The sequence below is a fragment of the Kerstersia similis genome (assembly GCF_965139615.1).
In the GTDB taxonomy this organism is placed as follows: Bacteria; Pseudomonadota; Gammaproteobacteria; order Burkholderiales; family Burkholderiaceae_B; genus Kerstersia; species Kerstersia similis.
Genome location: NZ_CBCSIQ010000003.1, coordinates 138,402 through 164,674, shown reverse-complemented (window position 1 = coordinate 164,674; position 26,273 = coordinate 138,402). Strand labels below are relative to the sequence as shown.

Sequence of the window (26,273 nt, the reverse complement as noted above, 5' to 3'; positions counted from 1 at the left end):
GGACGACCCTATGCCCCGGACGCCCCGGCGGGCGTGTATTGGGTCAGGAGTTGATGCACGACGCTTGGGTCGGTTTCCGTCAGCAGGCGTTCGCGCAGGGCTTTGTCGGAAAGCAACTGGGCCAGTTCGGCCAGGATGTCCAGGTGTTGCTGGGTGGCAGTTTCCGGCACCAGCAGGAACATCAGCAAGCTGACGGGCTGGCCGTCGGGGGCATCGAAGGGAATGGGTTGTGCCAGGCGGTAGAACGCAGACAGTGCATGCGTCAGGCCTTTGACACGGCCGTGCGGAACGGCAACGCCGTGGCCGAGTGCGGTGGAACCCAGCCGTTCCCGTGAGAACAGGCTGTCAAACACGGTGGAGCGAGCCAGGCCGTGATGGTTTTCAAATAGCAGGCCGGCCTGCTCGAATGCCCGTTTCTTACTGGTGACGGGCAAGTCGAGCACGACATTGCCGGCAGGCAGAATGCGCGACAAATGGTTCATGGTTTCGCATTATAGGGACTTATACCGCAATGCAAAAATCTTTTCGCTTTGCAGGCGCCGGAAACGCACACCGCCCGGCTGAGCGGGCGGTGTGCGGGATGTTGCCTGGTTATTCAATGACCTGGCGCTTGGCAGATTCGTGCGCGTGGTCGCGGACACGATTCTTGTGATCGGTGACTTGTCTGTCGAGTTTGTCGGCTAGCAGGTCGATGGCGGCGTAGAGGGTTTCCTCGGCGGCTTCGCTGTGCAGATCCTTGCCAGGGACGCGGACCGTGACTTCGGCCTTGTGGCGCAGCTTCTCGACCGACAGAATGACCTGGGCGTCGATGACGCTATCGAATCGGCCCAGGGCGCGGGAGAGCTTGGAGGTGACGTAGTCGCGGATGGCAGGGGTGACTTCCAGGTGGTGACCGCTGATATTCAGATTCATATTGCTCCCTCCGTGGTGATGTTCCCGGGGCGCCTGCCAGTTGGCCTGAGCCCCGGTGCCTGGCGGAATAATTTCCCGCCGTATGTTCTCAGTGTATCGGGATACGCGCCGAAAGCAAGTCCGCCGATGCTGTCATGGGCACTGTCCATGAGGCAGGACAAACCCGTGTGTGAAATGTCGCGTGTGCCATGGCTGGCGCCGGGAGCCGGCGGCCTTACATGCGGAAGTGCTCGCCCAGGTACACTCGCCGCACGGCGGGATCGCCAACGATTTCGTCCGGGTGGCCGTTGGTCAGTACCTTGCCTTCGCTGATGATGTAGGCGCGGTCACAGATCCCCAGGGTTTCGCGCACGTTGTGGTCGGTGATGAGCACGCCAATGCCGCGGCCTTTGAGAAAACGCACGATACGCTGAATCTCGATTACCGCGATGGGATCGACACCGGCAAACGGTTCGTCGAGCAGGATGAAGCGCGGCCGCGTGGCAAGCGCACGGGCGATTTCCACGCGGCGGCGCTCGCCGCCCGATAGCGAAATCGCCATGCTTTCGCGGATATGGTCGATCTGCAATTCGTCCAGCAGGTTCTCAAGCTGTTCATTGACGGCTTTGGTCGGCAGGGTCTTGCCGTTGGCGTCGAGCTGCAGTTCCAGGACGGCCCGGATGTTCTGTTCTACCGTCAGGCGACGGAAGACCGAGGCATCCTGCGGCAGGTAGGAGAGGCCAAGACGCGCGCGGCGATGGATGGGCAGCGCCGTGGCGTCGCGACCGTCGATTTCGATGCGGCCGGCATCTGCGGGAACCAGGCCGACGATCATGTAGAAACTGGTGGTTTTACCGGCGCCGTTGGGGCCCAGCAGGCCGACCACCTCGCCGCTATCGACGGAGACGGAGACATCCTGCACCACCGTGCGCTTGTTATAGGTTTTCCGCAGGCCGGTGGCGCGCAGGCTGCCAGGCGTTTTGTTGCCCAGCGCAGAGGAAGAGATATTTGACATCGTGTGCCTTATTCCTGCTTGGCGGCGGGGCGGCCCAGGCATTCCGCTGCGGCGGCCTCGGTCTTGCTGCGAGGCTGCGCCACGGAGCGAACCCGGCCGGATTCACTGCTGGCCGAATAGGTGTCGTTTTTCTGGTTATAGACGATGCGGTCGCCGTTAATGCGGTCATAGGGTTTGCCGCAAATCATGCGCACGATGCTGGCGTTGCCGTTCAGGACGATGGTTTCCGCTTTGCTGTCGTAGTCGGCGCGCTGGCCGCGTGCTTCGAAAATCTCAGCATTTTCCGGGCGTTCCTGGCGGATGCGGACTTGTTTGCCGCTGTTGGCCGTCGCTGTGCCGTATTGGAAGCCGTCCTTGTCTTCCCGCATTTCCAGGCGATCCGCGTTCAAGGTCATCATGCCGCGCGTCATGATGACGTCGCCAGTGAAAATGCTGCTGCGGTTGAGATCGTCATATTCCAGCGAGACAGACAGGATCTGCGTGCTGGGGTCTTCGGCATTCGCTTGTTGGGCCTGGGCGGCGCCGCACAGCAGTGCCGCGCAGGCGCTCAACAGGAGAAAAGGGCGGGCAAGAAAGGATGGATTCATGGCTGTCGTGAACTAGGGGAACGGAGCCCAGGCTGGTTTTCACCGTCAATATGGACTTGCGTGGAAGACTGGACTTTCAATTGCCGGGTGGCATTGTCGTAGCGCATGCCGGTACCCTGCATATGGGATTTCCCATGTGTCACGGTGGCGGGCTGGTCGGTATAGGCCAGGTCGTCATCCGGCAGGATAATGATTTCTTCGCTGCGGACTTCCAGCGCCGGGCGGTCTGCCTCTGCCTTGCGCAGCAGCCGCGCATCGCCCTGCAGTGTAATGCGCTTGCCGTCCTGATCCATGATGCCGGTGCGGGCGGTGCCTATCGTAACCGGATTGGCGGCTTGCTGGCTGATGGCGCGTGGCGCATCCACGGCGTAGGAGTCATCGTCCGGGAAGTGTTCCATGCGCTTGCCTTCCAGGCGGTTGGTCGGGCGTCCTTCCGGGTCGGTCTGCATGAAGGCGAACACCTCCGCCCAGGCGTCCGGTTCGTGCGTCATGCGCGGTGGCGGGTCGATGGGGATGGAGCGCTGGGCGTAGTCGGCCGCCCACCAGGTGCCGGCCACCAGGGCCAGCAGCAGGATCAGCGCGGTTAAAGAGGGCATGCGGTCACGCATGAGTGGCCCCGTTATTGCACGACGGGCGCGCCTGCGCCGCCGGACTGCACGCGTTGCCCCAATTTGCCCTGGGCAGCGAGAATCATGTCACAGCATTCTCGTACGGCGCCGTGCCCTCCGGCCAGGCTGGCAGTCCAGTGCGCCGCCTGGCGCACATACACCGGGGCATTGGGAACGCTGGCTGCCAGGCCGGCACGCAACATGGCGGGGACATCTATCAGGTCGTCACCCATGAAGGCGGTTTGCGACAGCATGAGGCCGTGTTCGCGGGCAAGGTCCTGCAGGGCGCTGCATTTGTCGCGTACGCCTTGCAGCACGATGCCGATGCCGAGGTCGGCCGCGCGGCGTTCCAGGATCAGGCCTTTGCGGCCGGTGATCAGAGCCACCAGGATGCCGTTGTCACGCAGCATTTGCAGGCCATAGCCATCCAGTACGTTGAAGCGTTTCAACGCTTCACCTTGCTCGCCGTAGATCAGGCTGCCGTCTGTCAGCACGCCGTCCACATCCAGTGCCAGCAGGCGCACGGCCGCCGCGCGCTCACGAGTCGCTTCGGGCAGTCCCGACAGGACGAGCGCGTCGATCGGGTGCGGCGTGGGGCTGAGCGGAGAGGGAGTGGTCATGGGCTTCCTTGAAACAGTGTACGGACGGGTCGGGTTAGATGACTTTGGCAGCCATCAGGTCATGCATATGCAGGGCGCCGACCAATTTGCCCTGGCTGTCAGTGACGAGCAACTGGCTGACACGCAGCTCATCCATGCGTGCGGCCGCATCCACGGCCAGGGCTTCGGGGTGGATGGAGCGCGGTTGGTGCGTCATGCCTGCGCTCACGCTCAGCCCGGTGATGCTGCCCCGCTTTTCCAGCAGGCGCCGCAGGTCGCCGTCAGTAAAAATGCCGCAAGGTCGGTCTTCGGCATCCAGCACGACGGTCATGCCCATGCCCTTGCGTGAAATTTCTTCCAGCGCCTGGATCATGCTGGCTTGTGCAGGCACGGTCGGCAATTCGCTCCCCTGGCGCATGACATCGCGTACCCGCGTCAACAGGCGGCGGCCCAGCGTACCGCCAGGATGCGACCGGGCGAAATCCTGCGCATCGAAGCCCCGGGCTTCCAGGCAGGCGACTGCCAGTGCATCACCCAACGCCAGCGCGGCGGTGGTGCTGGCAGTCGGGGCCAGATTGAGCGGGCAGGCTTCCTGTGCAACCGCGCTACTGAGATAGATATCCGCGTTGCGCGCAAGTTCCGATTGCGGATTGCCGCTGATGGCAATGACCGGGACGCCCAGACGGCGGACGGCGGGCAGAATGGTCAAGAGTTCCTGGCTGCCGCCTGACTGCGAAATGGCAATCAGGATGTCTGCGCCGGTCACCATGCCCAGATCGCCGTGCACGGCTTCGGCGGCATGCAGGAAGAACGAGGGGGTGCCGGTAGAGGCAAAGGTAGCGGCGATCTTGGTGGCGATATGGCCGGTTTTTCCCAGGCCGCTGACAATCACCCGCCCTTTGCAGGCCAGGATACGCGCAACGGCTTGGGGAAAGGCAATGCGCAAGCCGTCCCGCAGCGCCAGGATGGCCTGCGCTTCGGTTTCCAGCGTACGGAAGGCGCTGGCCAGTGCGAGTTCGGGAGTAAATGCGGTGTTGATGTCCATTGTGGGATTTTAGTGCAGTGCCGGGCGTGCAGGCGTATCCGGGATTTGCAAAGCCGGCAGGCGCATGGCAATCTGGCAGGCGCAGCCGCCAGGTTGCCGTACCCATCGGGATTATGGCGCACCGCGCGCCACCCGCGGTATTTACACTTGTGTATTGTCATTCATTTATGGAGCTGGTTCATGTCAACCGCCAATGCCCCCGCTTTGCTGGGAACCCCTTTGTCCGACCGTGCCGTGCGAGTCATGCTGCTGGGTGCGGGCGAGCTGGGCAAGGAAGTGGTGATTGCCCTGCAGCAACTGGGGGTCGAGGTGATTGCCGTCGATCGCTATGAAAACGCGCCGGGCCAGCAGGTGGCGCATCGCGCGCATGTCATCCCGATGACGGATCGTGATGCCTTGCGCCGCGTGATCGAGCAGGAGCGGCCGCACATCATCGTTCCGGAAATCGAAGCGATCGCCACCGATCTGTTGGTGGAGATCGAGCAGGCTGGCGTGGCGCGGGTGACGCCAACGGCGCGTGCGGCGCGTTTGACCATGAACCGAGAGGGAATCCGGCGCCTGGCAGCCGAAGAGCTGGGCTTGCCGACTTCGCCCTATCGTTTTGTCGATAGCCTGGCCGAGTTGCAGGCGGCAATCGACGCCGGCATTGGCTATCCCTGCGTGATCAAACCGGTCATGTCCTCATCGGGGAAAGGGCAGTCCGTCATTCGTGCCCAGGATGAGGTTGCCGAAGCCTGGCGTATCGCACAGGAAGGCGGACGCGTGGGCGGTGGCCGTGCCATTGTCGAAGGCTTCATTCATTTCGATTATGAAATCACGCTGTTGACGGTGCGTTCGCGCGCGGCCGACGGTACGACGCACACCAGCTTCTGCGCGCCCATCGGCCATCGGCAGGTGGACGGCGATTATGTCGAAAGCTGGCAACCGCATCCCATGTCGGATGCCGCGCTGGCGCGCGCCCGGGAAATTGCCGAGGCCGTCACCGCGGCTTTGGGCGGCTGGGGGGTATTCGGCGTGGAATTGTTTGTCGCCGGGGATCAGGTCTGGTTCTCGGAAGTCAGCCCGCGTCCGCATGATACCGGCATGGTCACGATGGTGACACAGACGCAGAGCGAATTCGTGTTGCATGCGCGGGCATTGCTGGGCTTGCCGGTGGACGCCTCGCTGCGTCAGCCGGGAGCGAGCAGCGTGATCTACGGCGGTGTGCAGGCCGGGGCTGTGTCGTTCGAAGGTGTGGCCGAGGCCTTGGCCGAGCCTGGTGTGGACGTGCGCCTGTTCGGCAAACCCGAATCTTTTGTCAAACGCCGCATGGGCGTGGCCCTGGCAGTGGCGGATGATGCCGAGGCGGCACGCGCCAAGGCCAAACAGGCGTCCGCCAAGGTCAAGGTCTTGGCTTGATGGCGAGGGCTTGATGAGGCATTGAGCAGCAGCTGGCCTGTGCAAAGGCGCAGCTGCTGGCTGTACCCGGGCGCCGTGGTGCGGCGCAGGGGTCTGGCAGGGGGCGGGTCAAGCAGGTTGTTGGTCGGCCTGCTTGTCGCCAGCGTTGTCCGTTGCCACCGTGCGCTTGCCTGACGGGCGGATGAATGTCAGCGCTGTTTCTTTCAGCGGAACGGCGGCGCCTGGCGTCGGCGTGGCCGGAGTGGCAGCCATGACGGCTTCAGGCGTGGAGGCAACGCTGGCATCCGCTTGCGCCTGATGCGACTCCGGGCCTTGGAACTCATCGCCATCAAAGGCTTTGTCGCCTTCCTCGTCAGGAATGCCTGTGGGCTTGAGTCCTGCGAAGTCGAACAGTTCCCTATCCATCAGATGGGAGGGCACCACTCGTGACAAGGCGTTGAAAATATTCCAGGAGCGGCCCGGCTGCTCCTTATCCCATTGCGCGATCATGCGTCCGACTTCCTGGCGCTTCAGGTTCTCCTGGCTGCCGCACAGGTTACAGGGAATGATAGGGAACTGCATATGGCGCGCATAGGCGATCAGGTCGCGTTCCGGCACATAGGCCAGCGGGCGAATCACTGTGTGGCGGCCATCATCGGACACCAGTTTGGGAGGCATGCCTTTCAGTTTGCCGCCATAGAACAGGTTCAGGAAAAAGGTGGCCAGAATGTCGTCACGATGGTGGCCCAGCGCGATTTTGGTGGCACCCAGTTCATCGGCCACGCGGTACAGAATGCCGCGCCGCAGGCGTGAGCACAGCGAACACATGGTCTTGCCTTCCGGTACCACGCGCGTGACGATGGAATAGGTATCCTGGGTTTCGATATGGAAGGGCACATCCAGGCTGCGCAGGTATTCCGGCAGGATGTGGTCAGGAAAACCCGGCTGCTTCTGATCGAGATTGACGGCCACGATATCGAAGTGGAAGGGCGCGCGGCTGCGCAGCCGCATCAGGATGTCCAGCAGGCCGTAGGAATCCTTGCCGCCGGACAGGCACACCATGACGCGGTCGCCTTCTTCGATCATGTTGTAGTCGGAGATGGCGCGGGTGGTTTCGCGGGCCAGGCGTTTGGCGAGCTTGTTGTTTTCCAGGCGTTCGCGGGCCTGCGCTTTGGCGCTGGGCGGCGTGCTGGTGGCAGCCGGTTGCGCGGGCGTCGCTTGAGGGTTCATGGTGTCAGCGGATGAGTGGTCGAGGCTGGGCAGGCTCATAGTGTTGTCGTGTTCCGGTCCATGGTGACTTCCACGCCGACGGCTGCGCAGTCGGAGAATACCGTTGGTTTGCTGATGCGCAGCTTGACGGTCTGAATATCGCTGAAATCAGCCAGCAGGCGCAGGCCGACCTTTTCGCACAGGGTTTCGATCAGGTTGACATGGCCGCGCGTGCACTCCGCGATGATGGCGTCGCGCAACTGGCGATAGTCCAGGACGCTGCGGATATCGTGGTCGTTGACCGGCTGGCGGATGATGACATCGAACTCGGCGTCGATGTGCAGGGGCTGGGTGGTGCGCAGTTCGTGGGCCAGTATGCCGATATTGGCATCCACCGCCAGGCGGGAAAAGAAAACGCGGCGTAGGTACATGATGTTTGGGTTCAGGAAAATAAGGGCAGGCGCGGCACCGGGTGGCAGGAAGCCGGAGTGTTCAGGGCCGGGACGCTTGCCGGGGCTGGCGACATGGCGGTCGATCAACTGCCGGGGTCTGGCGCCATCATGCTGAAGTCACGGGTAAAGCCGACCAGGTGCTGGCCGCCATCGACCAGCAACGTGGTGCCTGTGATGGCAGGATTGTGGGCCATGAACACAGCGGCATCGGCGATGTCGGCTGCGGTGCTGGCCTGCCCCAGCGGGGCCAGGCGATGCGTTTGCTCGAAGGCTTCCGCCGTTTGCAGATGGCTGGGCAGCGTCAGGCCAGGCGCAATGCCAACCACGCGCACGTGCGGCGCCAATGCCTGGGCCAGCATGGTGGTGGCGGATTCCAGCGCCGCCTTGCTCAGCGTATAGCTGAAGAAGTCCGGGTTGTAGTTCCAGAGTTTCTGATCCAGCAAATTGATGACCACACCTTTGCCCTGGCGCTCGCGCACGTGGCGGGCCAGGTCTCGGGCCAGTGCCACGGGGGCGACCAGATTCGGCTGCATGTGGCCGAACAGCAGGTGGGTGCCGAAGCTGTCGGCATCATCGTAGTCAAAGCGCGAGGCATTGTTGACGACGGCATCGAGCTGGCCGAAAGCAGCCAGGGCGTCCTGGAACAGCCGTGCCGCTGCGCCCTCTTCGGCCAGGTCGGCCGTGACGATGGTTGCCTGGACGCCGCAGGCGCGCACCGCTGCGGCGGTGGCCTGCGCTTCGTCAGGGCTGGCGCGATGATGGATCACGACATCCCAGCCTCGCTGCGCGAAGCCCAGCGCAATGGCGCTGCCCATGCGTCGGGCAGCACCGGTGATGAGAACGGCGCGGCGTAGGCCGGAAGAAAAGGAACTCTGGTTCATGCGCCGGATTTTAGGGCATTCCCATGCCTGCCGGCGCGCTTCCGGCTGCCGGTGGCGCGCCGGGGTGGCCAGACTGTTTTGCTGGCGCTGAGGCCGGGCCGGCATGGCTGGTCTGCCCGTGGACGCTCAGAGCGCCCGCGTCTGCGGTCAGCAGGCGCGGGCGCTGCGCCGGTTTACGCCGCTGTGACGGCGGTGCGGCTGATCGTCCAGCTGCCTGGCACGGCCGGGTTCAGCGTGACGGTGAACTGGCGCAGTTCATCGCGGCGGAACACATGGAAATGCACGGTGTCGCCAGAGCGGCGGCGCGCCAGCAGCGCGTTCAGCGCATCCACGGAAGCAATGCGCAAGCCATCGGCAGCAATAATGACATCCTGTGCCGACAGGCCGCCACGATGCGCGGCACCCCCCTCATGCACGGCGGCAATGCCTGCGCCGTCGGTGGCGGCACGACTGCGAATGTCCAGCGAGGGCGTGTTGCCTGCTGCGGCCGGGGCAGCCTGGAACCCCTGCGCGGCAAACAGTTGCGGCAGCGGCAGGTCTGCGGTGCCTTCAGTCCAGGCAGCGATCTCAGCGGCCGCGTCGATGCCGGTGGCTTCCTGCACCAATGCCGGCATGGCGTCTTCGACAATGCCGCGCGCCAGGCCGCGGTAGAACTCCCGGCCATAGCGCTTCCACAGCAGGCGCATCACATCGTCCAGCGATTTCTTGCCGCCGCTGGCGTGGCGCAGGAGCAGGTCCAGCGCCAGCGCCACCAGCGAACCCTTGGTGTAGTAGCTGGAAATCGCATTGACCGAGTTCTCATCCTGCTTGTAGTAGCGCGTCCAGGCATCGAAACTGCTTTGTGCGACGGATTGCTTGAAGCGGCCGGTGCCGTTGTGCACCACATGCAGCGTCTTGCCCAGCAGCTTGAAGTAATTGGCTTCGCTGATGACGCCGGCACGCAGCAGCATCAGGTCGTCGTAGTAGGACGTGAAGCCTTCAAAGACCCAGAGCAGGCGTGTGTGTGCGGGGCGATCCAGCGTATAGGGCACGAAGGCGGCGGGCTTGATGCGCTTGACGTGCCAGGTATGGAAATACTCGTGGCTGACCAACCCCAGGAAACTGCGGTAGCCGTCGCTCTGCTCGGTCTCGCCCAGTACGGGCAGATCATTGCGCGAAACCAGCAGGGCCGTGCTGGCGCGGTGCTCCAGGCCGCCATAGCCGTCGCCGGTCACCTGGACCAGGAACACATAGCGGCGGGCGCTGTCGAGAAACGGCGCGCGGCGGGTTTCAGGCTCGAAAAACGCAATCTGCGTTTCGCAGATGCGGCGCACATCGTCAATGATGCGGGGCAGATCCAGCTGGGGAACCAGACCGGTAAAGACAATCTCGTGCTCGGCGCCATGGGCATCGAAGCGGGCCACCAGCGGCGTGCCCATTTCCACCGGGTGGTCGATGAGTGCGTCGTAGTCAGGCGCCAGGTAGCAGCCGAAGCCATGGCGGCGGGCGCAGCCTGGCAAGCCGCGGGCTTCGGGCAGGCTGGTGTGCACCTTCCAGCCGTTGATGCCGGCGGGGGCGGCGATATCGACCAGGCAGGGGCGATCCTCCTGGCCGATGACTTGCAGGAATACGCTGGTGCCATTGAAGAAGCCGTGGCTTTCGTCCAGGTGCGCGCCGCGCACGGACAGGTCCCAGGCATAAACGGTGTATTCCAGTTCCAGCGGGCCCTCGACCGCATCGGCTTGCCAGCGATGGTCATCCAGCTTGCGCAGCGCGACGGCAGCATTGCCGGAGCGGGCGGATATGGTTTCGATCTGGCGCGCGAAATCGCGGATCAGGTAGCTGCCGGGAATCCAGGCGGGCAGCGCAAAGCACTGGCCGCCGGCATCCGGCTGTTCGACCTTCAGCTGCACGCGGAAACGGTGCCCGGCCGGGTCGAAGGGTTCGATACGATATTGAATGGGGGTTGGGGTTTTGCTGACGGTATTCATGGCGCAATTGTAGAGCCAGGCGCGCCATGCGTGCCGGGCGCATGCGCCCGGCCGTTGATGTCTGCGTGACTGTCAGCCGTGGCTGATGTGCGTACCCAGCACCTTCAGGAACTGCGCCAGCCAGGCTGGGTGCGCGGGCCAGGCGGGGGCCGTCACCAGATTGCCGTCGGTATGGGCCTGATCCACCGGAATATTGATATAGGTGCCGCCGGCCGTTTCCACATCCGGCTGGCAGGCCGGGTAGGCGGAGCACGAACGGCCTTTCAGCACGCCAGCGCCGGCCAGCAATTGCGCGCCGTGGCAGACCGCCGCCACCGGCTTGTCGGCCTCGAAGAAATGGCGCACGGCAGCCACGACCTTGGCATTCAGGCGCAGATACTCGGGGCCGCGGCCGCCGGGAATCACCAGGGCATCGAAGTCAGCGGGATCCAGGCTATCGAAGCTGCCATTGAGCGTGAAATTGTGGCCGGGTTTTTCGCTATAGGTTTGCGCGCCCTCAAAATCGTGGATCGCCGTCTTGATCTGCTCGCCCGCCTTCTTGCCGGGGCAGGCGGCAATCACATCATGGCCCACCGCCAGCAGCGTCTGGAATGGCACCATGGTTTCATAGTCTTCGCAATAATCGCCGCAAATCATCAGGATTTTCTTGCCTGCCATGAGTTGTCTCCTTGAGGTCTCGTGATGGAAGGGGCATATGTGCATCCGCCGTGCTGGAATAATTGTGCGCCGGCCCCGTATGACAGGGTAGTAGGGGATTCCTGCGGGAGGATGACGGCAGGGGAGATATTGCGGGCACCGTAAGGGCGAAACGGTAGCCGAGGCCGTCGTTCATGGGCTGGCGCCGCCATTCAACGCGGTATGTTTCGCGTCAACGCGAGCGTGCCGTGAAGCACCAGCGTTTGACGAAAAGGATAAGTGCCGCCACAATCGCCGCATGAATCACGGTGAATATATCTGGCAATCGCCGCATTGGCCCGATTGGCAATACGACCTCGCTGTGCTTGCGGAACCTTTGGCGGCCGTGAGTCGTGCGCAAGGGTTGCTGCTCGGCCGACTGGCAGACGTAGGGCTTGCCTTGCGCGATGACGCCTGTCTGCTTGCGTTGACTGAGGACGTCGTTCAAACCAGCGCAATAGAGGGTGAAACACTCAATGTCGCCTCGGTTCGATCATCTGTCGCGCGTCGCCTGGGCGTCGATATCGGCGCGTTGGCGCCCGCAGACCGTCATATCGACGGAATCGTCGATATGATCCTGGATGCCACCAGTAACGCGATGGCCCCTGTAAGCGTCGAACGCTTGTTTGGCTGGCATGCAGCGCTGTTTCCTTTCGGCTACTCCGGAATCAACGCTATCAAGGTTGCCGCCTGGCGAGACGACAGTGCGGGCTCCATGCAGGTTGTTTCAGGTGCGATGGGGCGTGAAAAAGTCCATTTCGAAGCGCCGCCTGCCAAACGGCTTGCGGCAGAGATGGCGCGTTTTCTTGCCTGGCTAAATGACACCACACTGAGAGATTCCGCCTTGGTTCGCGCAGGCTTGGGGCATCTCTGGTTTGTCACACTACACCCTTTCGATGACGGCAACGGTCGCATCGCGCGTGCAATCGGCGATCTATTGCTAACCCGCGCAGATGGCAGTCAGCAACGCTTCTATAGCCTGTCTGCGCAGATACAACGAGAGCGCAAGGCCTACTACGACATTCTTGAGCGCACGCAAAAGGGTGATATGGATGTCACGCAATGGTTGGTGTGGTTTCTTGCGACTTTGCTCAAAGCCATCGAACATGCGCATGGCGTCCTCGATCAGGTGTTTACCAAAGCGAAGTTCTGGCAAGACGCGGCAACCATTCCCATGAATGAACGGCAGATCAAAGTGCTGAACCGGCTGTTGGATGGGTTTGACGGCAAGCTGACGACCGCCAAATGGGCTGCGCTGGCCAAGTGCTCAAGCGATTCTGCCTTGCGTGACATCACGGAGCTGGTGCAATACGGTGTGCTTCAAAAAAGCCAGGCGGGAGGGCGTAGCACAAGCTACGCGATCAGGCTTGGCAATGGCTTGAAGCTTGGGTGATCTTGCTGCAGCGCCAGGCGGCGAGGGTCAGAGCCCCATTTTTCATGAGCCACGGCTCTTCATTGCGAGCTGTTACCACGCACCTTGAAACCGCTCCGGCCATCCCCATATTGCGGTGCCGCAACTTTGGATTGCCCTGTCAAAAAAATTCAAGTTATAATTTTTGGGTTTGACGCTTGCGGGGTAGTTCGCAGAAACAAGGGGGCAAGGCATGCAGGGGCAGGGAACAGAACCGCGTCTGATGCTGACAGCCACCGAGCGAACGGCAGTAGCGCTTCGGGCCAGGAAGGAACTGGCCGGGGCTTTGGTTGCACAGGTTCTGATGGGAAGTCTGGCGGTTGTCTTGTCCTGGCTGATTGCCGGGGCAGGTGCCGGTGTGTCTGCCCTGATAGGGGCTGGCGCCTATTTGCTACCTAGTGCGATTTTCATTCTGCGTCTCATGATGACCATTTCTGTGTCTGGCCAGTCCAGCCCGGTGGTGTTCATTCTTGGGCAAGCGTTCAAATTGCTGGCTGCCATTGCTTTGCTGTGGTGGGCGGCGTCCGAGGGTGGTGACAGCTTGGTCTGGCCGGCATTGCTGGCAGGATTGATCTGCGCGCTCAAGGGTCCATTGCTATGGATGCTCTTTCGCAGTACGCGGTGGGGACGGCGCAAGCTGTCATAGTCGTTCGCGATAATGCGTCCCCGCAGGAATGAATGTGTGTCGGCTTCGTGCCGGTGGCTCAAAAGAACAGGGTAGGGAATCAAATGGCTGCTGCCAGCGATGTGTCGCCTCAGTCCTATTACATCCAGCACCACCTGGTGCACAACAACAATATCGGCGAAAAACAGTCGCTGATCGCCCAGTTCGATGTCATCAACTATGACTCGATCTTCTGGTCGGCGCTGATGGGCCTGCTGGCCGTGTTCTTCCTGTGGCGGGCCGCGCGCCGTGCCACGGCAGGCGTGCCCGGCCGCTTCCAGGCATTCGTCGAGATGCTGGTGGAAATGGTGGACGAGCAAGCGCGCAGCATTGTGCCCAATGCCAAGTCCCGCCTGTTTGTCGTGCCGCTGGCACTGACAGTTTTCCTCTGGATCGTCTTCATGAATGCGTTGGACCTGATCCCCGTCGATCTGGTTCCCACCATCATGCGCTGGACCGGCCTGGGCGCCGAGCATGGCGATCCCCTGTACTATCACCGTATTCTGCCGACCGCCGACCTGAACATCCCGATGGGCATGTCTCTGGGCGTGCTGCTGCTGATGCTCTACTACGGCATCAAGATCAAGCACCCGAGCGGCTTCGTCAAAGAACTGTTCAGCGCGCCTTTCCATGCGCATGGTTTTGCTGCCGTGCTGCTGGCTCCCGCCAATTTCCTGCTCAACCTGGTCGAGTACGCCGCCAAGTCGGTGTCCCTGGGTATGCGGTTGTTCGGCAACATGTTTGCCGGCGAACTCGTCTTCATGTTGATCGCCCTGCTGGGCGGTGCCTGGTCAGGGCTGAACGCAACCAGTATTGGCCTGGGTATTGGCCACGTGCTGGCCGGTTCGGTCTGGGCGATCTTCCACATTCTGATCGTTCTGCTGCAGGCCTTCATCTTCATGATGCTGACGCTGGTTTACATCGGTCAGGCTCACGAAGGTCACTGATCGGTTAGGGCCACCCGGCGATGCCGGGTGCGCCAGAGTCGGATGTATTGGCAGTACCCGGTTTTTATTTTCCTTTTTTCGATTTCAGATTTTTAACCAAGGAGTTGTGTGTCATGACCAACGTTGCTTTCGTTGCCCTCGCTTGCGCGTTCATCATCGGTTTGGGGGCCATCGGCGCCTGCATCGGTATCGGTATCATGGGCGGCAAATATCTCGAAGCCTCGGCCCGTCAGCCTGAACTGATGAACGCCCTGCAAACCAAGATGTTCCTGCTGGCTGGTCTGATCGACGCCGCCTTCCTGATCGGCGTGGGTATCGCCATGCTGTTCGCTTTCGCGAATCCTTTCGTCTAAGAAGCACCGTTGTTTCCGCCGGCTAGGTCGGCGGTTCATGATGCCGGCGCCGGGCATGCGGTTGTCAATCGACCGTATGCCCTGTCGGCAGGAATTCCTGGCTCTGTTCCTGCGTTCAGGCGGATAGCAGAGTCGCACAAGGTGTAAAAGGAACACGAACGTGAATCTGAACGCGACAATCTTCTTCCAGATGCTCGTGTTCTTCGTTTTGGGCTGGGTCTCGATGAAATTCATCTGGCCGCCCCTCACGAAGGCGATCGAGGAACGCCGTCAGAAAATCGCAGATGGTCTGGCTGCTGCTGATAAAGGCAAGGCTGACCTGGCTCAAGCACAGGCCCGTATCGGTCTGATCGAAGCCAATGCCAAGACGGAAGTCCAGACGCGTCTGGCCGAAGTGGAAAAGCAAAGCACGGTTCTGCTGGAACAGGCCCGCAAGGAAGCCGAAGCCGAGCGCGCCCGCATCGTCGAGCAGGCTCGTCAGGAAGCATTGCAGGAAGCCCAGCGTGTGCGTGAAGCACTGCGCAATGATGTGGCAGCTTTGGCTGTCCAGGGCGCCGAGCAGATCCTGAAGCGCGAGATCGACGCCAAGGCGCATGCCGATCTGCTGAACCAACTCAAAGCTCAGCTTTAATCCGGGACTGCCATGGCTGAAATTTCGACTGTAGCCCGCCCGTATGCAGAGGCTTTGTACGAAGCTGCGAGCAAGGACAAGGAATCGGCGGGTTCTGAAAGCTGGTCTGAACTGCTGTCCCAGTGGGCGCAGGTCGTGGCCTTGCCCGATGTCCGCGAAGCCTTCTCCGATCCGCGTCTGAACGACGAACAGAGCATTGAACTGTTTATCCAGTTGACGCAGGCCGAACTGTCGCCCAGCGCCCGCAATTTCATTACCTTGCTCGTGGAAAACGGCCGTTTGTTGCTGTTGCCCGAGATCGCACGGCAGTTCATTGAACTGAAGAACCGTAGCGAAGGCGCTGCCGTTGCCGATATCACCAGCGCGTTCCCGCTCGAAGGCGAGGAACTGGCCGGTCTGGTGGCCGCGCTCGAGAAACGCTTCGGCCTGAAGCTTAAACCCAATGTCACCGTCGATGCCTCGCTGATCGGCGGAGTGCGCGTCGCAGTAGGCGATCAGGTGCTGGACGATTCCGTCCTGGCACGTCTGGCCCAAATGCGCAATACGCTGGCGGCCTGATCGCCGGCACACTGGATTCCAGGAGTCTGAACATGCAACTCAATCCGTCCGAGATCAGCGAACTGCTCAAGAGCCGTATCGAAGGCCTGGGCGTTTCGACTGATATCCGTACGCAGGGCACGGTTGTGTCCGTGACCGACGGCATCACCCGTATCCACGGCCTGTCCGGCGTGATGCAGGGCGAAATGCTCGAATTTCCCAACAACGTCTATGGTCTGGCACTGAACCTCGAGCGCGACTCCGTCGGCGCCGTGGTGCTGGGCGACTACGTTGGCGTTTCCGAAGGCGACCCGGTCAAAGCGACCGGCCGCATTCTCGAAGTCCCCGTCGGCCCCGAGCTGCGTGGCCGTGTGGTCAACGCGCTGGGTGTGCCCATCGACGGCAAGGGCCCGATCGACGCCAAGCTGACCGACGTTATCGAAAAGGTCGCGCCCGGCGTGATCTGGCGTAAGTCGGTGTCGCAGCCGCTGCAAACCGGTATCAAGGCTATCGACTCCATGGTGCCTATCGGCCGTGGCCAGCGCGAGCTGATCATCGGTGACCGTCAGACCGGCAAGACCGCTGTTGCCGTGGATGCCATCATCAACCAAAAGGGCAAGAACGTTACCTGCGTTTACGTCGCTATTGGTCAGAAGGCCTCGACGATCAACAACGTGGTGCGCAAGCTCGAAGAGCACGGCGCGCTGGAATACACCATCATCGTGGCCGCCGCCGCTTCCGATTCCGCCGCCATGCAATACCTGGCTGCCTACTCGGGCTGCACCATGGGCGAATACTTCCGCGATCGTGGCGAAGACGCGCTCATCATTTATGATGACCTGACCAAGCAAGCCTGGGCCTATCGCCAGGTCTCGCTGCTGCTGCGCCGCCCGCCCGGCCGCGAAGCCTACCCCGGCGACGTGTTCTACCTGCACTCCCGCCTGCTGGAACGTGCTGCTCGCGTCAGCGAAGAGTACGTCGAGAAGTTCACCAACGGCGAAGTGAAGGGTAAGACCGGTTCGCTGACCGCACTGCCTATCATCGAAACGCAAGCCGGCGACGTGTCCGCTTTCGTTCCGACCAACGTGATCTCGATCACCGACGGCCAGATCTTCCTGGAAACCGACCTGTTCAACGCTGGTATCCGTCCCGCCATCAACGCCGGTATCTCGGTGTCGCGCGTGGGTGGTGCTGCTCAGACCAAGGTCGTCAAGAAGCTGTCCGGCGGTATTCGTACCGACTTGGCTCAGTATCGTGAATTGGCCGCCTTCGCCCAGTTCGCCTCCGACCTCGACGACGCAACCCGTCGCCAGCTGGAGCGCGGCAAGCGCGTGGTGGAACTGCTCAAGCAGCCTCAGTACCAGCCGCTGCAGGTCTGGGAACTGGCCGTGACGCTGTTCACCGTCAACAACGGTTACCTGGATGACGTGGCCGTCGAGAAGGTTCTGTCGTTCGAGAAGGGCTTGAAGGATACCCTGAAGAGCAAGAACGCCAGCCTGATCGAAGCCATCGAGAACACCAAGGAACTGTCCAAGGAAGGCGAGGCCGAACTGGCTGCTGCGATCCAGGATTTCAAGAAGCACGGTGCTTTTTAAGGAATCTTGACAAGAGGCGGCGGGATGGCTGCTGAGCTGTCATCCCACCGCCCCGAGCCAGCCGGCCGCTGAAGGCCGGCGGTTGTCTCAACAGGAAAGCGCAATGCCCGGAATCAAGGAAATCCGAACCAAGATCAAGAGCGTGCAGAACACGCGCAAGATCACCAAGGCCATGGAAATGGTCGCCGCGTCCAAGATGCGCAAGGCGCAGGAACGGATGCGCGCCGGCCGTCCTTATGCCGACAAGGTCAGGGAAATCGCCTCGCACCTGATGCAGGCCAATCCTGAGTACAGCCATCCGTATCTGCATGAGCGCGACAGCGTGAAGGCGGTGGGTGTGGTTGTCATCACCACCGACAAAGGTTTGTGCGGCGGTCTGAATACGAACGTCATGCGCCTGGTGCTCAATCGCCTGCGTGAGTTCGAGGCTGCTGGCGTGAAGACGCAGTTCACGGCATTTGGCAACAAGGGCCTGGGCCTGCTGACGCGTCTGGACGTCAATCTGGTGTCGCAGGAAGTCCAGCTGGGCGATGCGCCTAACCTGGAGCGCCTCGTGGGCGCGTTGAAGGTGCAGTTCGACGATTTCATCGCCGGCCGTATCGACGCCGTCTATGTCGCCACCAACCGCTTCGTGAACACGATGCGTCAGGAACCTGTGTTTGAACGCCTGCTGCCGCTGCCTGGTCAGCTGGTGGATCCGTATCAGACGCGTGGTGAAGCAGCGGCTGAGGCTGCTGCGGTGAGCAAGGGCGAGTATGGCTGGGATTACATCTACGAGCCCGATGCCAAGAGCGTGATCGACGATCTGCTGCACCGCTACGTCGAAGGTCTGGTGTATCAGGCGGTCGCGGAGAACATGGCGTCCGAGCAGTCTGCCCGTATGGTAGCCATGAAGGCCGCGTCGGACAACGCCAAGAAGGTCATCGGTGATCTGCAGCTGGTCTATAACAAGACCCGTCAGGCCGCGATCACCAAGGAAATTTCGGAAATCGTGGGGGGCGCCGCCGCCGTCTGATGATGGCGCGGTATCCCGTCAAGAAAGTTATTATCAAGGAATCGACATGAGCAACGGTACCATCGTTCAGTGCATCGGCGCCGTGGTGGATATTCAGTTCCCCCGCGATCATATGCCCAAGGTCTATGACGCCCTGACACTGGCCGACGAAAGTGATTCGTTTGCCGAAAAAGGGCTGACGTTCGAAGTTCAACAACAGCTGGGCGACGGCGTCGTCCGCACCATCGCGCTGGGTTCCAGCGACGGTCTGCGCCGCGGCATGTCCGTGGCCAACACCGGCGCACCGATCTCGGTGCCCGTGGGTAACGGCACGCTGGGCCGCATCATGGATGTGCTGGGTCGCCCGATCGACGAAGCCGGCCCCATCGCCTGCGAAGAAAAGCGCGCCATTCACCAGAAGGCTCCCCGTTTCGACGAATTGTCGCCGTCGGTGGAACTGCTGGAAACCGGCATCAAGGTGATCGACCTGGTCTGCCCGTTCGCCAAGGGCGGCAAGGTGGGTCTGTTCGGTGGCGCCGGCGTGGGCAAGACCGTCAACATGATGGAACTCATCAACAACATCGCCAAGCAGCACAGCGGTCTGTCCGTGTTTGCCGGCGTGGGTGAGCGTACCCGTGAAGGCAACGACTTCTACCACGAAATGGAAGAGTCGAACGTTCTGGACAAGGTGGCCATGGTGTTCGGCCAGATGAACGAGCCTCCCGGCAACCGTCTGCGCGTGGCACTGACCGGTCTGACGATGGCCGAGAAGTTCCGTGACGAAGGCCGTGACATCCTGTTCTTCGTGGACAACATCTACCGCTACACCCTGGCCGGTACCGAAGTGTCCGCACTGCTGGGCCGTATGCCTTCCGCCGTGGGCTACCAGCCGACGCTGGCAGAAGAAATGGGCGTGCTGCAAGAGCGCATCACCTCCACCAAGACCGGCTCCATCACGTCCATCCAGGCCGTTTACGTGCCTGCCGATGACTTGACCGATCCGTCGCCTGCCACGACCTTCCAGCACTTGGACTCCACCGTTGTGCTGTCGCGTGACATCGCCTCGCTGGGTATCTACCCCGCCGTGGACCCGCTGGATTCCACCAGCCGCCAGCTCGACCCGCAAATCGTGGGCGAAGAGCACTACAAGGTGGCCCGTGGCGTGCAGCAAACCCTGCAACGCTACAAGGAACTGCGCGACATCATCGCCATTCTGGGCATGGACGAACTGTCGCCGGAAGACAAGCAGGCCGTGGCCCGCGCGCGTAAGATCCAGCGCTTCCTGTCGCAGCCTTTCCACGTGGCAGAAGTGTTCACCGGCTCGCCCGGCAAATACGTGCCGCTGTCGGAAACCATCCGTGGCTTCAAGATGATCGTCGAAGGCGAGTGCGATGCGCTGCCGGAACAGGCCTTCTACATGGTCGGTTCCATCGACGAGGCCTTCGAAAAGGCCAAGAAGCTGCAGTAAGGCTGGAACGGGCCTGTCGCCTTGCGTGGCAGGCCTTCATTCCCCGGCGCGGTGCGCCGGGGGTAATACCGGAGGCTATTCATGGCTACCATTCGTGTCGATGTCGTCAGTGCGGAAGCGTCCATTTTTTCCGGCGAAGCCTCGTTCGTGGCTGTGCCTGGAGAATCGGGCGAGCTGGGCATTCTGCCCGGCCACACCCCGCTGATTTCGCGCATTCGTCCCGGTACGGTGAAAATCGTGCATGCTGATGGCAAAGGCGAAGACTACATCTTCGTCGCCGGCGGCATTCTTGAAGTGCAGCCGGGCGCGGTAACCTTGCTGTCGGATACCGCGATCCGCGGTGCCGAGCTGGACGAAGCGAAGGCGCTCGAAGCCCGTAAGAAGGCCGAAGAGTCCCTGCGCAACGCCCAGGGCAAGGAAGAAATTGCCGTGGTCGAGGCTGAGCTGGCAATGCTGGCAGCCCAGGCCAGCGCGGCCCGCCGCCTGCGTGACCTGGGTGTGCGCTCCTCGTTCTGAGGCATCTCCGCCCTGGCAATGAACGACGGCCCTTCGGGGCCGTTTTTCATGGGCTGTTCTGTTTCGACGGCGGTGTCGCTGGCGCCGGATTTGTGGGGTCGTGTCCTGGCAGCGAACGCCTGGCGCAGCGGGTTTGGCAGGGCTGATACGCCTGTTTCAGAAAAGCAGGTGCAAAAAAGAAAAATTTGTTCTGCAACTGGTTCCGATTCTTGATTCTTGATTGACATATAAGGTGTACGCCCCGGATGTCGGGCGTGGTCACTGGATGTTTTCAATGCAATCAAGTTTTGCGGCTCGCGCCAGTCTGGGGCGCCTGAATGGCCTGGCGCTGGCTGTTGCCGCCTGCCTCGGGTGGATGGCGCCAGACCCTGCGGGGGTGCAGGCCCAGGAGCCTGTCGAGACCGCTGCCCGTACGGCGGGCACCATTACCGTCGATATTCCGGCAGGGCGCCTTAGCAACGTGCTGGAAAACTGGGCGAATCAGGCCGGTGTGCTGCTGTCGGCCGATTCACGTTTCCTGGCAGGCGTGAACAGCCCTGGATTGCGCGGCACCTATGGCGTCGAGCAGGGATTTGCTGCCTTGCTGGGCGGGCACGGCCTGGAAGTCCAACGTAACAGCCAGGGAATCTATGTGGTACGGCCGGCTCCGGGTAGCAAGGCAAGCGTGGCGGAACTGGATGCGGTGGAGGTGGCCGGCCAGTACAACAATGCGGACAAACCGTTCCAGACCGCCGGGTCGGCGCAATACATCAGCCGTGACCATATTGAGCGTTTCCGAGGGTCTTCCGTTGGCGACATGTTCCAGGGAACGCCAGGGGTGCTGGTTGCCGAAAACCGCAATTCTGGCGGCCTGGATGTGAATATCCGCGGGATGCAGGGGCAAGGCCGGGTGCCGGTGCTGATTGATGGCGCCCGCCAGGAAACCACGGTGTATCGGGGCTATGGCGGAGTCGTCTCGCGTAGCTATGTGGATCCGGATCTGATCGGCGGCGTGGACATCAGCAAAGGGCCGGTCATGACGGCCGATGGTGCGGGCGCCATCGGCGGCGTGGTCAGCATGCGTACCATCAACGCCAACGACATTCTGATGCCGGGCAAGACCACTGGTGTGCGCATGCGTGGCACCTTGCAGGGCAATAGCCGGTCGGCACCGGAAGCGGGCACGCCCGGCGGCCTCTATCTGGATGGCGTGACGGGGTATGTGACCGATTGCGCCAACCCCGCCTATTGTGAAGGGCGTGAACCGCCTGCGTCTTACGGTGGCGATGATCTGGGTGTCGGCGCCCCGAGCCTGTTTAACATGGGCAGCTGGTCCGGCAGTATTGCGGCCGCCGCGCGCTTCGAAAAAATTGACCTGGTGGCGGCCTATGCCCGCCGGCATCAAGGTAATTACTTCACCGGGAAGCACGGCCCTGTTCCGGAGGTGAATGTCAGCTACATCGAAAAACCGTTCTATACCGAAGTGTCGGCGGAACGGACGCATTCTGGTCGCTATCGTGCCCATGAAGAAGTTCTGAACAGCCAGAATATCAGCGAAAGCCTGCTGCTGAAGAGCAATATTCTCTTGCCCGGCGAGCAGGATCTGGAGCTGTCGTTCATGCGATACGACAGTGAATATGGCGAAATGATGCCGTCCCAGCTGGTGGGGTTTGACGCTATTCGCCAGACCAGCGGCAGCCATGTGACGGCCAATACGTTTGCGGCGCGCCATCACTGGGATCCCTCCGGCACCGATCTGGTGGACCTGCGCACCAATGTCTGGGCGACGCGCACCAAGAGCATGAACCGTTCATACTCGGACAACTGGGATAGCCTGGGCAGCTTCATCATTATCCCTACGCCGGAAAAATATAAGCGCTACGGCGGGGATATCAGCAACACCATGCGTTTCGATGCCTGGGGTGAGCACAACCTGTCGTTCGGCATGGCCGTGCAGCGCGAGGATGCGGACACTGAGCGTCCGTTGGATTCCAGGGGGAATCCTGCTGCCAATTCGTCGTACGGACGAGTGGCCGATCGCAGCGAATTCAGCTCTTTCATCAACTGGCAGTGGCAGCCTCATCCCACCGTCACCATGAATGCCGGCTTGCGCTATATGCGCGCGACGACGAATGATAAAAAAGCCATTGATGTCGCTGCGAATATCAAGCAATGCACCGATGTTGACAAGGACAGCGGTGATTGTGTCGCCTGGGAATATGTGCCCAATCCAGATTGCGTGGACAGCTCGGGATCTGGTACGTGCGATCCGAATTACATGAAAACCCGCAACAGTGGCACCGCGCCGGTATTCAGTCTGACCTGGGAACCGCTGCTCAATGGCTTGCAGTTCTACGGCCGCTATGCCGAAGGTCTGCGTATGCCCAGTTTGTTCGAGTCCAGCCAGGGCTGGTCGGTCAGCCCATCGGAAGATCGCCCGTTGAAGGCCGAACGAGCCATCAACCGTGAACTGGGGCTCAACTACCTGCGCAACGATGCCTTTCTTCCCGGGGATCGGTTGGGCATCAAGCTGGCACGGTTCAGCAATCGGACCAATGACTATCTGACACGGACCAGTCCGAACAGATGGGACAGTGATGCCGCAGCCTATTTCACCATGAGAAATATTGACAGTGTCTCGATCAAGGGCAGCGAGCTGATGGTCGAGTACGACATGGGGGTGGTTTACGGACAGGTTGGCGGGTCGTATTACGACGATGTCGAAGTATGTCATTACGGTAGTGGCCGCCGCGACCGCTGCAATGACTACGGTGTGAAAGATTCATATTTCAACAACATGATCCCGCCCAAGTGGCATGGCAGTGCCATTCTTGGTACCCGGTTGTTCAACCAGAAGCTGGATCTGGGTATGCGTGCCACTTTTGTCGGCAAGCGCAATCAGGCGCCGGATTACGACGATGTCACTGCCAACGGCCTGCTCTTCATCATTCCTTGGGAACGCTACACCTTGTTCGATGTGTATGCCTCATGGAAGCAGAGTGAGCACCTCACCGTTACCTTCAATATCGACAACCTGACAGATCGTTATTACTACGACGCGCTGGGCCTGGGCTATGTCCCGGCACCGGGGCGGACGGCCAGGTTGGGCGTCACTTTGCAGTATTGATACAGATCCTTTCCGGCGGCTGGAATATCCCCTCATTTGGTTGTTCTCCGATGTTCGGAGGGCTGTCGTGCGAGGAGGGGGCGGTGCCGGGTATTTTTTCATTTGGAGCAAATCCATGAAGCATTTACACAGATTGCTGGCATTGAGTTGCCTGTCTCTGTTGGCCGCATGCGGCGGCGGTGGCGGAGACGACGACAGGACGGAAGTTGAAAAGCCGAAAGCGGTTGCCGCCGCAGACCCTTTGACGGCCGAGTACAAGAGCACGTTTACACTGGATGGTTCGGGCAGCAGTTCTCCGCGCAATGGCGCGCTGAACTATGACTGGAGCCTCAAGGACAAGCCGGCGGGCAGCAAGGCGGCCCTGGTTGATGCCAAGGCGGCCAAGACGACGTTTGTGGCCGATGTCCCCGGCAGCTATGTGGCCGAATTGTTGGTCAATGACGGTATCGCGACCAGCGCAGCCAGCCAGGTGAAGATGACCGCCACCAACGTGGATCCCGTGGCGGTGCTGGAACCCTCCTCAAGCGTGCTGGTAGGCGCGCTGGTGGAACTGGATGGCAGTCATAGCGTTGCCCCGACCGGCGCCAAAGCGTCAGAACTGAAGTATCACTGGTCGCTGGATGAGCAGCCGTCTGGCAGCAGTGTCGAGCTGATAAACAGTACGCAAGCCAAGGCCAGTTTCCTGGCGCAGCTGAAAGGCGCATACAAGGTTTCACTGATCGTATCGTATGGCGACAGGCAATCTGAACCGGTGACGACGACGGTGCTGGTGGGTACGCACAATGTCAAACCGGTGGCCGACATTGGCGGTCCCTATGAGATCGAACGTGGCCAGACGGTCAAGCTGGATGGCAGCAAGAGCTACGATCCGGATGAGGGTCCTGATCCTCTGATGTATCGCTGGTCTTTTGTTGACCCCGCGCCCATGATCGTCAAGACCAATATGTTCCCGATGGGCAGCAAGCAGGACGTGGATACGGCGATCAAGGGGGCTGACCAGGCCGTTGCCACGTTCACTCCGGAAGCATCGGGTACATATTATGTGTACTTCTATGTGTTTGATGGCGTGTCCGTGAGTGATGTGCAGAGCACGACGATCACGGTGACCACGCCAGCCGATGCGCCCAAGCAAAAGCTGGTTGCCAGCCTGGATAGCGAGGCGGGCAGCCCTGTTTATTCTTTCTACAAACCCGTAGGAAGTAATGAGTGGGAACTGGGGTATTCCTATACTGTCTATGATTCCGGTTGGTTGTCCTGGGATCCGGATGCCAGGGGGGACAGTTTGTCCACCCACACCTTGGAGTGGGTGAGCGTACCTAATGGTTTCTCGCCGCCGGCGTGGACGGGGGCGGGGCGCTATCGCTTTACGCCTGACGTTGAAGGAACATACAAGATCAAGTACGCGGTCAAGAGTACCGGAGGTAATGTCAGCGATCCGATTGAATACTCGTGGAATATCAATACCGCACCATATTCCAATTACAGCATCAACGTGACTGCCGACTCGGAAACCTTGATGGTGGGCAAGGAAGCATGGTTTGACGCGAGCAAGACCTGGCGTGTGGGCGGACAGGAATTGACCTTCCATTGGCATGTGCTGGACAAGCCTAATGGCAGCAACGCATCCTTGAAATTTTCGAACGTCACGGTGGAAGGCAGCAGCGGCCAGCGGGTTGTGTTGAAAGATGCACGAGCAGGCCTGGTGACAGATAAGCCGGGTATTTATCGTGTGGTGGTCTATACCACCAACAAGATGGGCCATACCTCAGTGCTGGGCCATGCGATGGTTCTGGCCAAGAAGAGCAATAGTGCACCGGTCGTCGATCGCATTTTCCTGAATGGCGGAAATACTAACTTCGATTTCGCCTCCAATCGGAATTTCGATGCGGCCGATCAGCCCTATGTGATTGATCATGCAGCGAAAGCCACTGCAGATGGTACGGGTACCGCGTCGCTTGCCGCTAACTTCGGTAACATCGTCGATCCCGATGGCGACAGTTTTTACTATATGTGGTCCTTGACCCAACCGGAGGGCAGCAAACTGAGCGCGACGGCTGAAGCGCAGTATTTTGCGTTTGGCTGGCCGGAGGTCCCAGGTGCCTATGCCATCGACTTCTCGGTTAGCGACGGCATGGCGGTGGGCAATGCGGGTACCTACCGTTTCAATGTTGTTGAGCGCGAGAACTACCCGAGCCTGTTACTGGAAGACCTGCATTCCGTGTCGATCAATTATCAGGATCGGGAAGAAGTCTTTTTCGGCGGCCTGAAAGGCGAGCCGCAACCCAGGCAACGGACCTTCCCCTATCTGGCATGCAACAGGCGCTCCCTGAACACCGAGCTTGGCGAAAATGTGGTCAAGAACTACCGTTTGACCGCAGTGGGTGGGGATTACACTGTGCATCATCTCAGCGTCTCCCAGTCGCTGTCGCATCCTGACGGTTTCACGGGCAAGTTTGTCGGTCTGGAAGAAGGGCAAATCATCCGTAAAGGAAGCTCCGTGGAGTTTTCCTTGGTGCTGAATCAACGTATTGATAGCTACACCGTTACCGATGGGAATGGGCAGAAAATTGACGCCCGTAGTGGGATTGCCTTCCGCTTCGAGGTGGCAGAAAAGCCGGATTGGACATTTGAGTACCAGCCTCGCGTACCGACTGTGAATATCTTTGATACCAAGTGCACCAGCTAATCCGCTGAGCCAGCATCAGGTAAGTCAAAGTCATCAAAAAGGCTCCCGTCTCAGGA

25 protein-coding genes and 1 pseudogene are annotated in these 26,273 nt (G+C 60.8%); 14 read left to right on the top strand and 12 right to left on the bottom strand.

Translation table 11 applies throughout. The features are described from left to right. Positions 1-8 precede the first annotated feature (8 nt). From ACNA1V_RS03320 to ACNA1V_RS03290, 7 genes are all read right to left on the bottom strand, one after another. Positions 9-482, bottom strand: a complete 474-nt coding sequence (locus ACNA1V_RS03320; RefSeq protein WP_415832160.1) for a PTS sugar transporter subunit IIA — start codon at positions 480-482, stop codon at positions 9-11. A gap of 109 nt (positions 483-591) precedes the next feature. Then, positions 592-912 (bottom strand): ribosome hibernation-promoting factor, HPF/YfiA family, encoded by a 321-nt coding sequence (gene hpf / locus ACNA1V_RS03315; RefSeq protein ID WP_415832159.1) that lies wholly within the window; start codon positions 910-912, stop codon positions 592-594. A 214-nt stretch (positions 913-1,126) separates the two neighbouring features. Further along, a complete protein-coding gene (gene lptB / locus ACNA1V_RS03310) occupies positions 1,127-1,906 on the bottom strand; it encodes an LPS export ABC transporter ATP-binding protein (protein WP_415832158.1) in 780 nt (259 codons plus the stop codon). Between the two features lie 8 nt (positions 1,907-1,914). After that, on the bottom strand, positions 1,915-2,493 hold the full coding sequence (gene lptA / locus ACNA1V_RS03305) for a lipopolysaccharide transport periplasmic protein LptA (RefSeq protein ID WP_415832157.1): 579 nt from the start codon (positions 2,491-2,493) through the stop codon (positions 1,915-1,917). Then, on the bottom strand, positions 2,490-3,101 hold the full coding sequence (lptC, locus tag ACNA1V_RS03300; protein WP_415832156.1) for an LPS export ABC transporter periplasmic protein LptC: 612 nt from the start codon (positions 3,099-3,101) through the stop codon (positions 2,490-2,492). The genes lptA and lptC overlap by 4 nt, the downstream gene beginning before the upstream one ends. An 11-nt stretch (positions 3,102-3,112) precedes the next feature. Continuing rightward, the gene (locus tag ACNA1V_RS03295) at positions 3,113-3,721 is read right to left on the bottom strand and encodes a KdsC family phosphatase (protein ID WP_415832155.1); all 609 of its coding nucleotides are present in this window, start codon (positions 3,719-3,721) and stop codon (positions 3,113-3,115) included. A gap of 34 nt (positions 3,722-3,755) precedes the next feature. Further along, positions 3,756-4,745: a KpsF/GutQ family sugar-phosphate isomerase gene (locus tag ACNA1V_RS03290; RefSeq protein WP_415832154.1), complete on the bottom strand. Its 990-nt coding sequence runs from the start codon at positions 4,743-4,745 to the stop codon at positions 3,756-3,758. A gap of 180 nt (positions 4,746-4,925) precedes the next feature. Here ACNA1V_RS03290 and purT point away from each other — a divergent pair, with 180 nt between their 5' ends. Continuing rightward, a complete protein-coding gene (purT, locus tag ACNA1V_RS03285) occupies positions 4,926-6,143 on the top strand; it encodes a formate-dependent phosphoribosylglycinamide formyltransferase (protein ID WP_415832153.1) in 1,218 nt (405 codons plus the stop codon). Positions 6,144-6,251: 108 nt separating this feature from the next. On the opposite strand, the gene ttcA is transcribed toward purT, so the two are convergent. The 5 genes from ttcA to ACNA1V_RS03260 all read right to left on the bottom strand — a co-directional run bounded on the left by ttcA (position 6,252) and on the right by ACNA1V_RS03260 (position 11,291). Further along, on the bottom strand, positions 6,252-7,352 hold the full coding sequence (ttcA, locus tag ACNA1V_RS03280) for a tRNA 2-thiocytidine(32) synthetase TtcA (RefSeq protein WP_415832227.1): 1,101 nt from the start codon (positions 7,350-7,352) through the stop codon (positions 6,252-6,254). Positions 7,353-7,387: 35 nt separating this feature from the next. Next, on the bottom strand, positions 7,388-7,762 hold the full coding sequence (locus ACNA1V_RS03275; RefSeq protein WP_415832152.1) for a dihydroneopterin aldolase: 375 nt from the start codon (positions 7,760-7,762) through the stop codon (positions 7,388-7,390). A 104-nt stretch (positions 7,763-7,866) separates the two neighbouring features. After that, entirely contained in the window at positions 7,867-8,664 is a 798-nt protein-coding gene (locus tag ACNA1V_RS03270; protein WP_415832151.1) for an SDR family oxidoreductase, read from the bottom strand. A 173-nt stretch (positions 8,665-8,837) separates the two neighbouring features. Continuing rightward, the gene (locus ACNA1V_RS03265) at positions 8,838-10,634 is read right to left on the bottom strand and encodes a M61 family metallopeptidase (RefSeq protein WP_415832150.1); all 1,797 of its coding nucleotides are present in this window, start codon (positions 10,632-10,634) and stop codon (positions 8,838-8,840) included. A gap of 72 nt (positions 10,635-10,706) precedes the next feature. After that, the gene (locus tag ACNA1V_RS03260; RefSeq protein ID WP_415832149.1) at positions 10,707-11,291 is read right to left on the bottom strand and encodes a DJ-1/PfpI family protein; all 585 of its coding nucleotides are present in this window, start codon (positions 11,289-11,291) and stop codon (positions 10,707-10,709) included. Between the two features lie 277 nt (positions 11,292-11,568). On the opposite strand from ACNA1V_RS03260, the gene ACNA1V_RS03255 reads away from it, so the two are divergent. The 13 genes and pseudogenes from ACNA1V_RS03255 (at position 11,569) to ACNA1V_RS03195 (ending at position 26,217) form a co-directional block, all read left to right on the top strand. After that, complete coding sequence (locus ACNA1V_RS03255; RefSeq protein WP_415832148.1) at positions 11,569-12,702, top strand: Fic family protein; 1,134 nt, start codon at positions 11,569-11,571, stop codon at positions 12,700-12,702. A 241-nt stretch (positions 12,703-12,943) separates the two neighbouring features. Continuing rightward, positions 12,944-13,366, top strand: a complete 423-nt coding sequence (locus ACNA1V_RS03250) for an ATP synthase subunit I (protein ID WP_415832147.1) — start codon at positions 12,944-12,946, stop codon at positions 13,364-13,366. Positions 13,367-13,449: 83 nt separating this feature from the next. Continuing rightward, positions 13,450-14,331, top strand: a complete 882-nt coding sequence (gene atpB, locus ACNA1V_RS03245; RefSeq protein WP_415832146.1) for a F0F1 ATP synthase subunit A — start codon at positions 13,450-13,452, stop codon at positions 14,329-14,331. A gap of 113 nt (positions 14,332-14,444) precedes the next feature. After that, the gene (gene atpE / locus ACNA1V_RS03240; RefSeq protein ID WP_068371391.1) at positions 14,445-14,684 is read left to right on the top strand and encodes a F0F1 ATP synthase subunit C; all 240 of its coding nucleotides are present in this window, start codon (positions 14,445-14,447) and stop codon (positions 14,682-14,684) included. A gap of 160 nt (positions 14,685-14,844) precedes the next feature. Continuing rightward, positions 14,845-15,315 carry a F0F1 ATP synthase subunit B gene (locus tag ACNA1V_RS03235; protein WP_415832145.1) on the top strand — a complete coding sequence of 157 codons (471 nt, stop codon included), beginning with the start codon at positions 14,845-14,847 and terminating at the stop codon, positions 15,313-15,315. A gap of 12 nt (positions 15,316-15,327) precedes the next feature. Next, complete coding sequence (locus tag ACNA1V_RS03230; RefSeq protein WP_068371385.1) at positions 15,328-15,873, top strand: F0F1 ATP synthase subunit delta; 546 nt, start codon at positions 15,328-15,330, stop codon at positions 15,871-15,873. 32 nt (positions 15,874-15,905) lie between these two features. Further along, positions 15,906-17,447, top strand: coding sequence for a F0F1 ATP synthase subunit alpha (atpA, locus tag ACNA1V_RS03225; RefSeq protein ID WP_415832144.1), 1,542 nt, complete (start codon positions 15,906-15,908; stop codon positions 17,445-17,447). 103 nt (positions 17,448-17,550) lie between these two features. Further along, complete coding sequence (gene atpG, locus ACNA1V_RS03220) at positions 17,551-18,462, top strand: F0F1 ATP synthase subunit gamma (protein WP_415832143.1); 912 nt, start codon at positions 17,551-17,553, stop codon at positions 18,460-18,462. Positions 18,463-18,508: 46 nt separating this feature from the next. Beyond that, a complete protein-coding gene (gene atpD, locus ACNA1V_RS03215; protein WP_127773020.1) occupies positions 18,509-19,909 on the top strand; it encodes a F0F1 ATP synthase subunit beta in 1,401 nt (466 codons plus the stop codon). A gap of 81 nt (positions 19,910-19,990) precedes the next feature. Continuing rightward, on the top strand, positions 19,991-20,425 hold the full coding sequence (locus ACNA1V_RS03210) for a F0F1 ATP synthase subunit epsilon (RefSeq protein WP_415832142.1): 435 nt from the start codon (positions 19,991-19,993) through the stop codon (positions 20,423-20,425). Between the two features lie 265 nt (positions 20,426-20,690). After that, positions 20,691-21,464 (top strand): annotated as a pseudogene (locus tag ACNA1V_RS03205) (STN domain-containing protein); the annotation flags it as partial. A 48-nt stretch (positions 21,465-21,512) separates the two neighbouring features. After that, complete coding sequence (locus ACNA1V_RS03200; protein WP_415832226.1) at positions 21,513-23,531, top strand: TonB-dependent receptor domain-containing protein; 2,019 nt, start codon at positions 21,513-21,515, stop codon at positions 23,529-23,531. Positions 23,532-23,646: 115 nt separating this feature from the next. Further along, the gene (locus tag ACNA1V_RS03195; protein WP_415832141.1) at positions 23,647-26,217 is read left to right on the top strand and encodes a PKD domain-containing protein; all 2,571 of its coding nucleotides are present in this window, start codon (positions 23,647-23,649) and stop codon (positions 26,215-26,217) included. Positions 26,218-26,273: the final 56 nt, after the last annotated feature.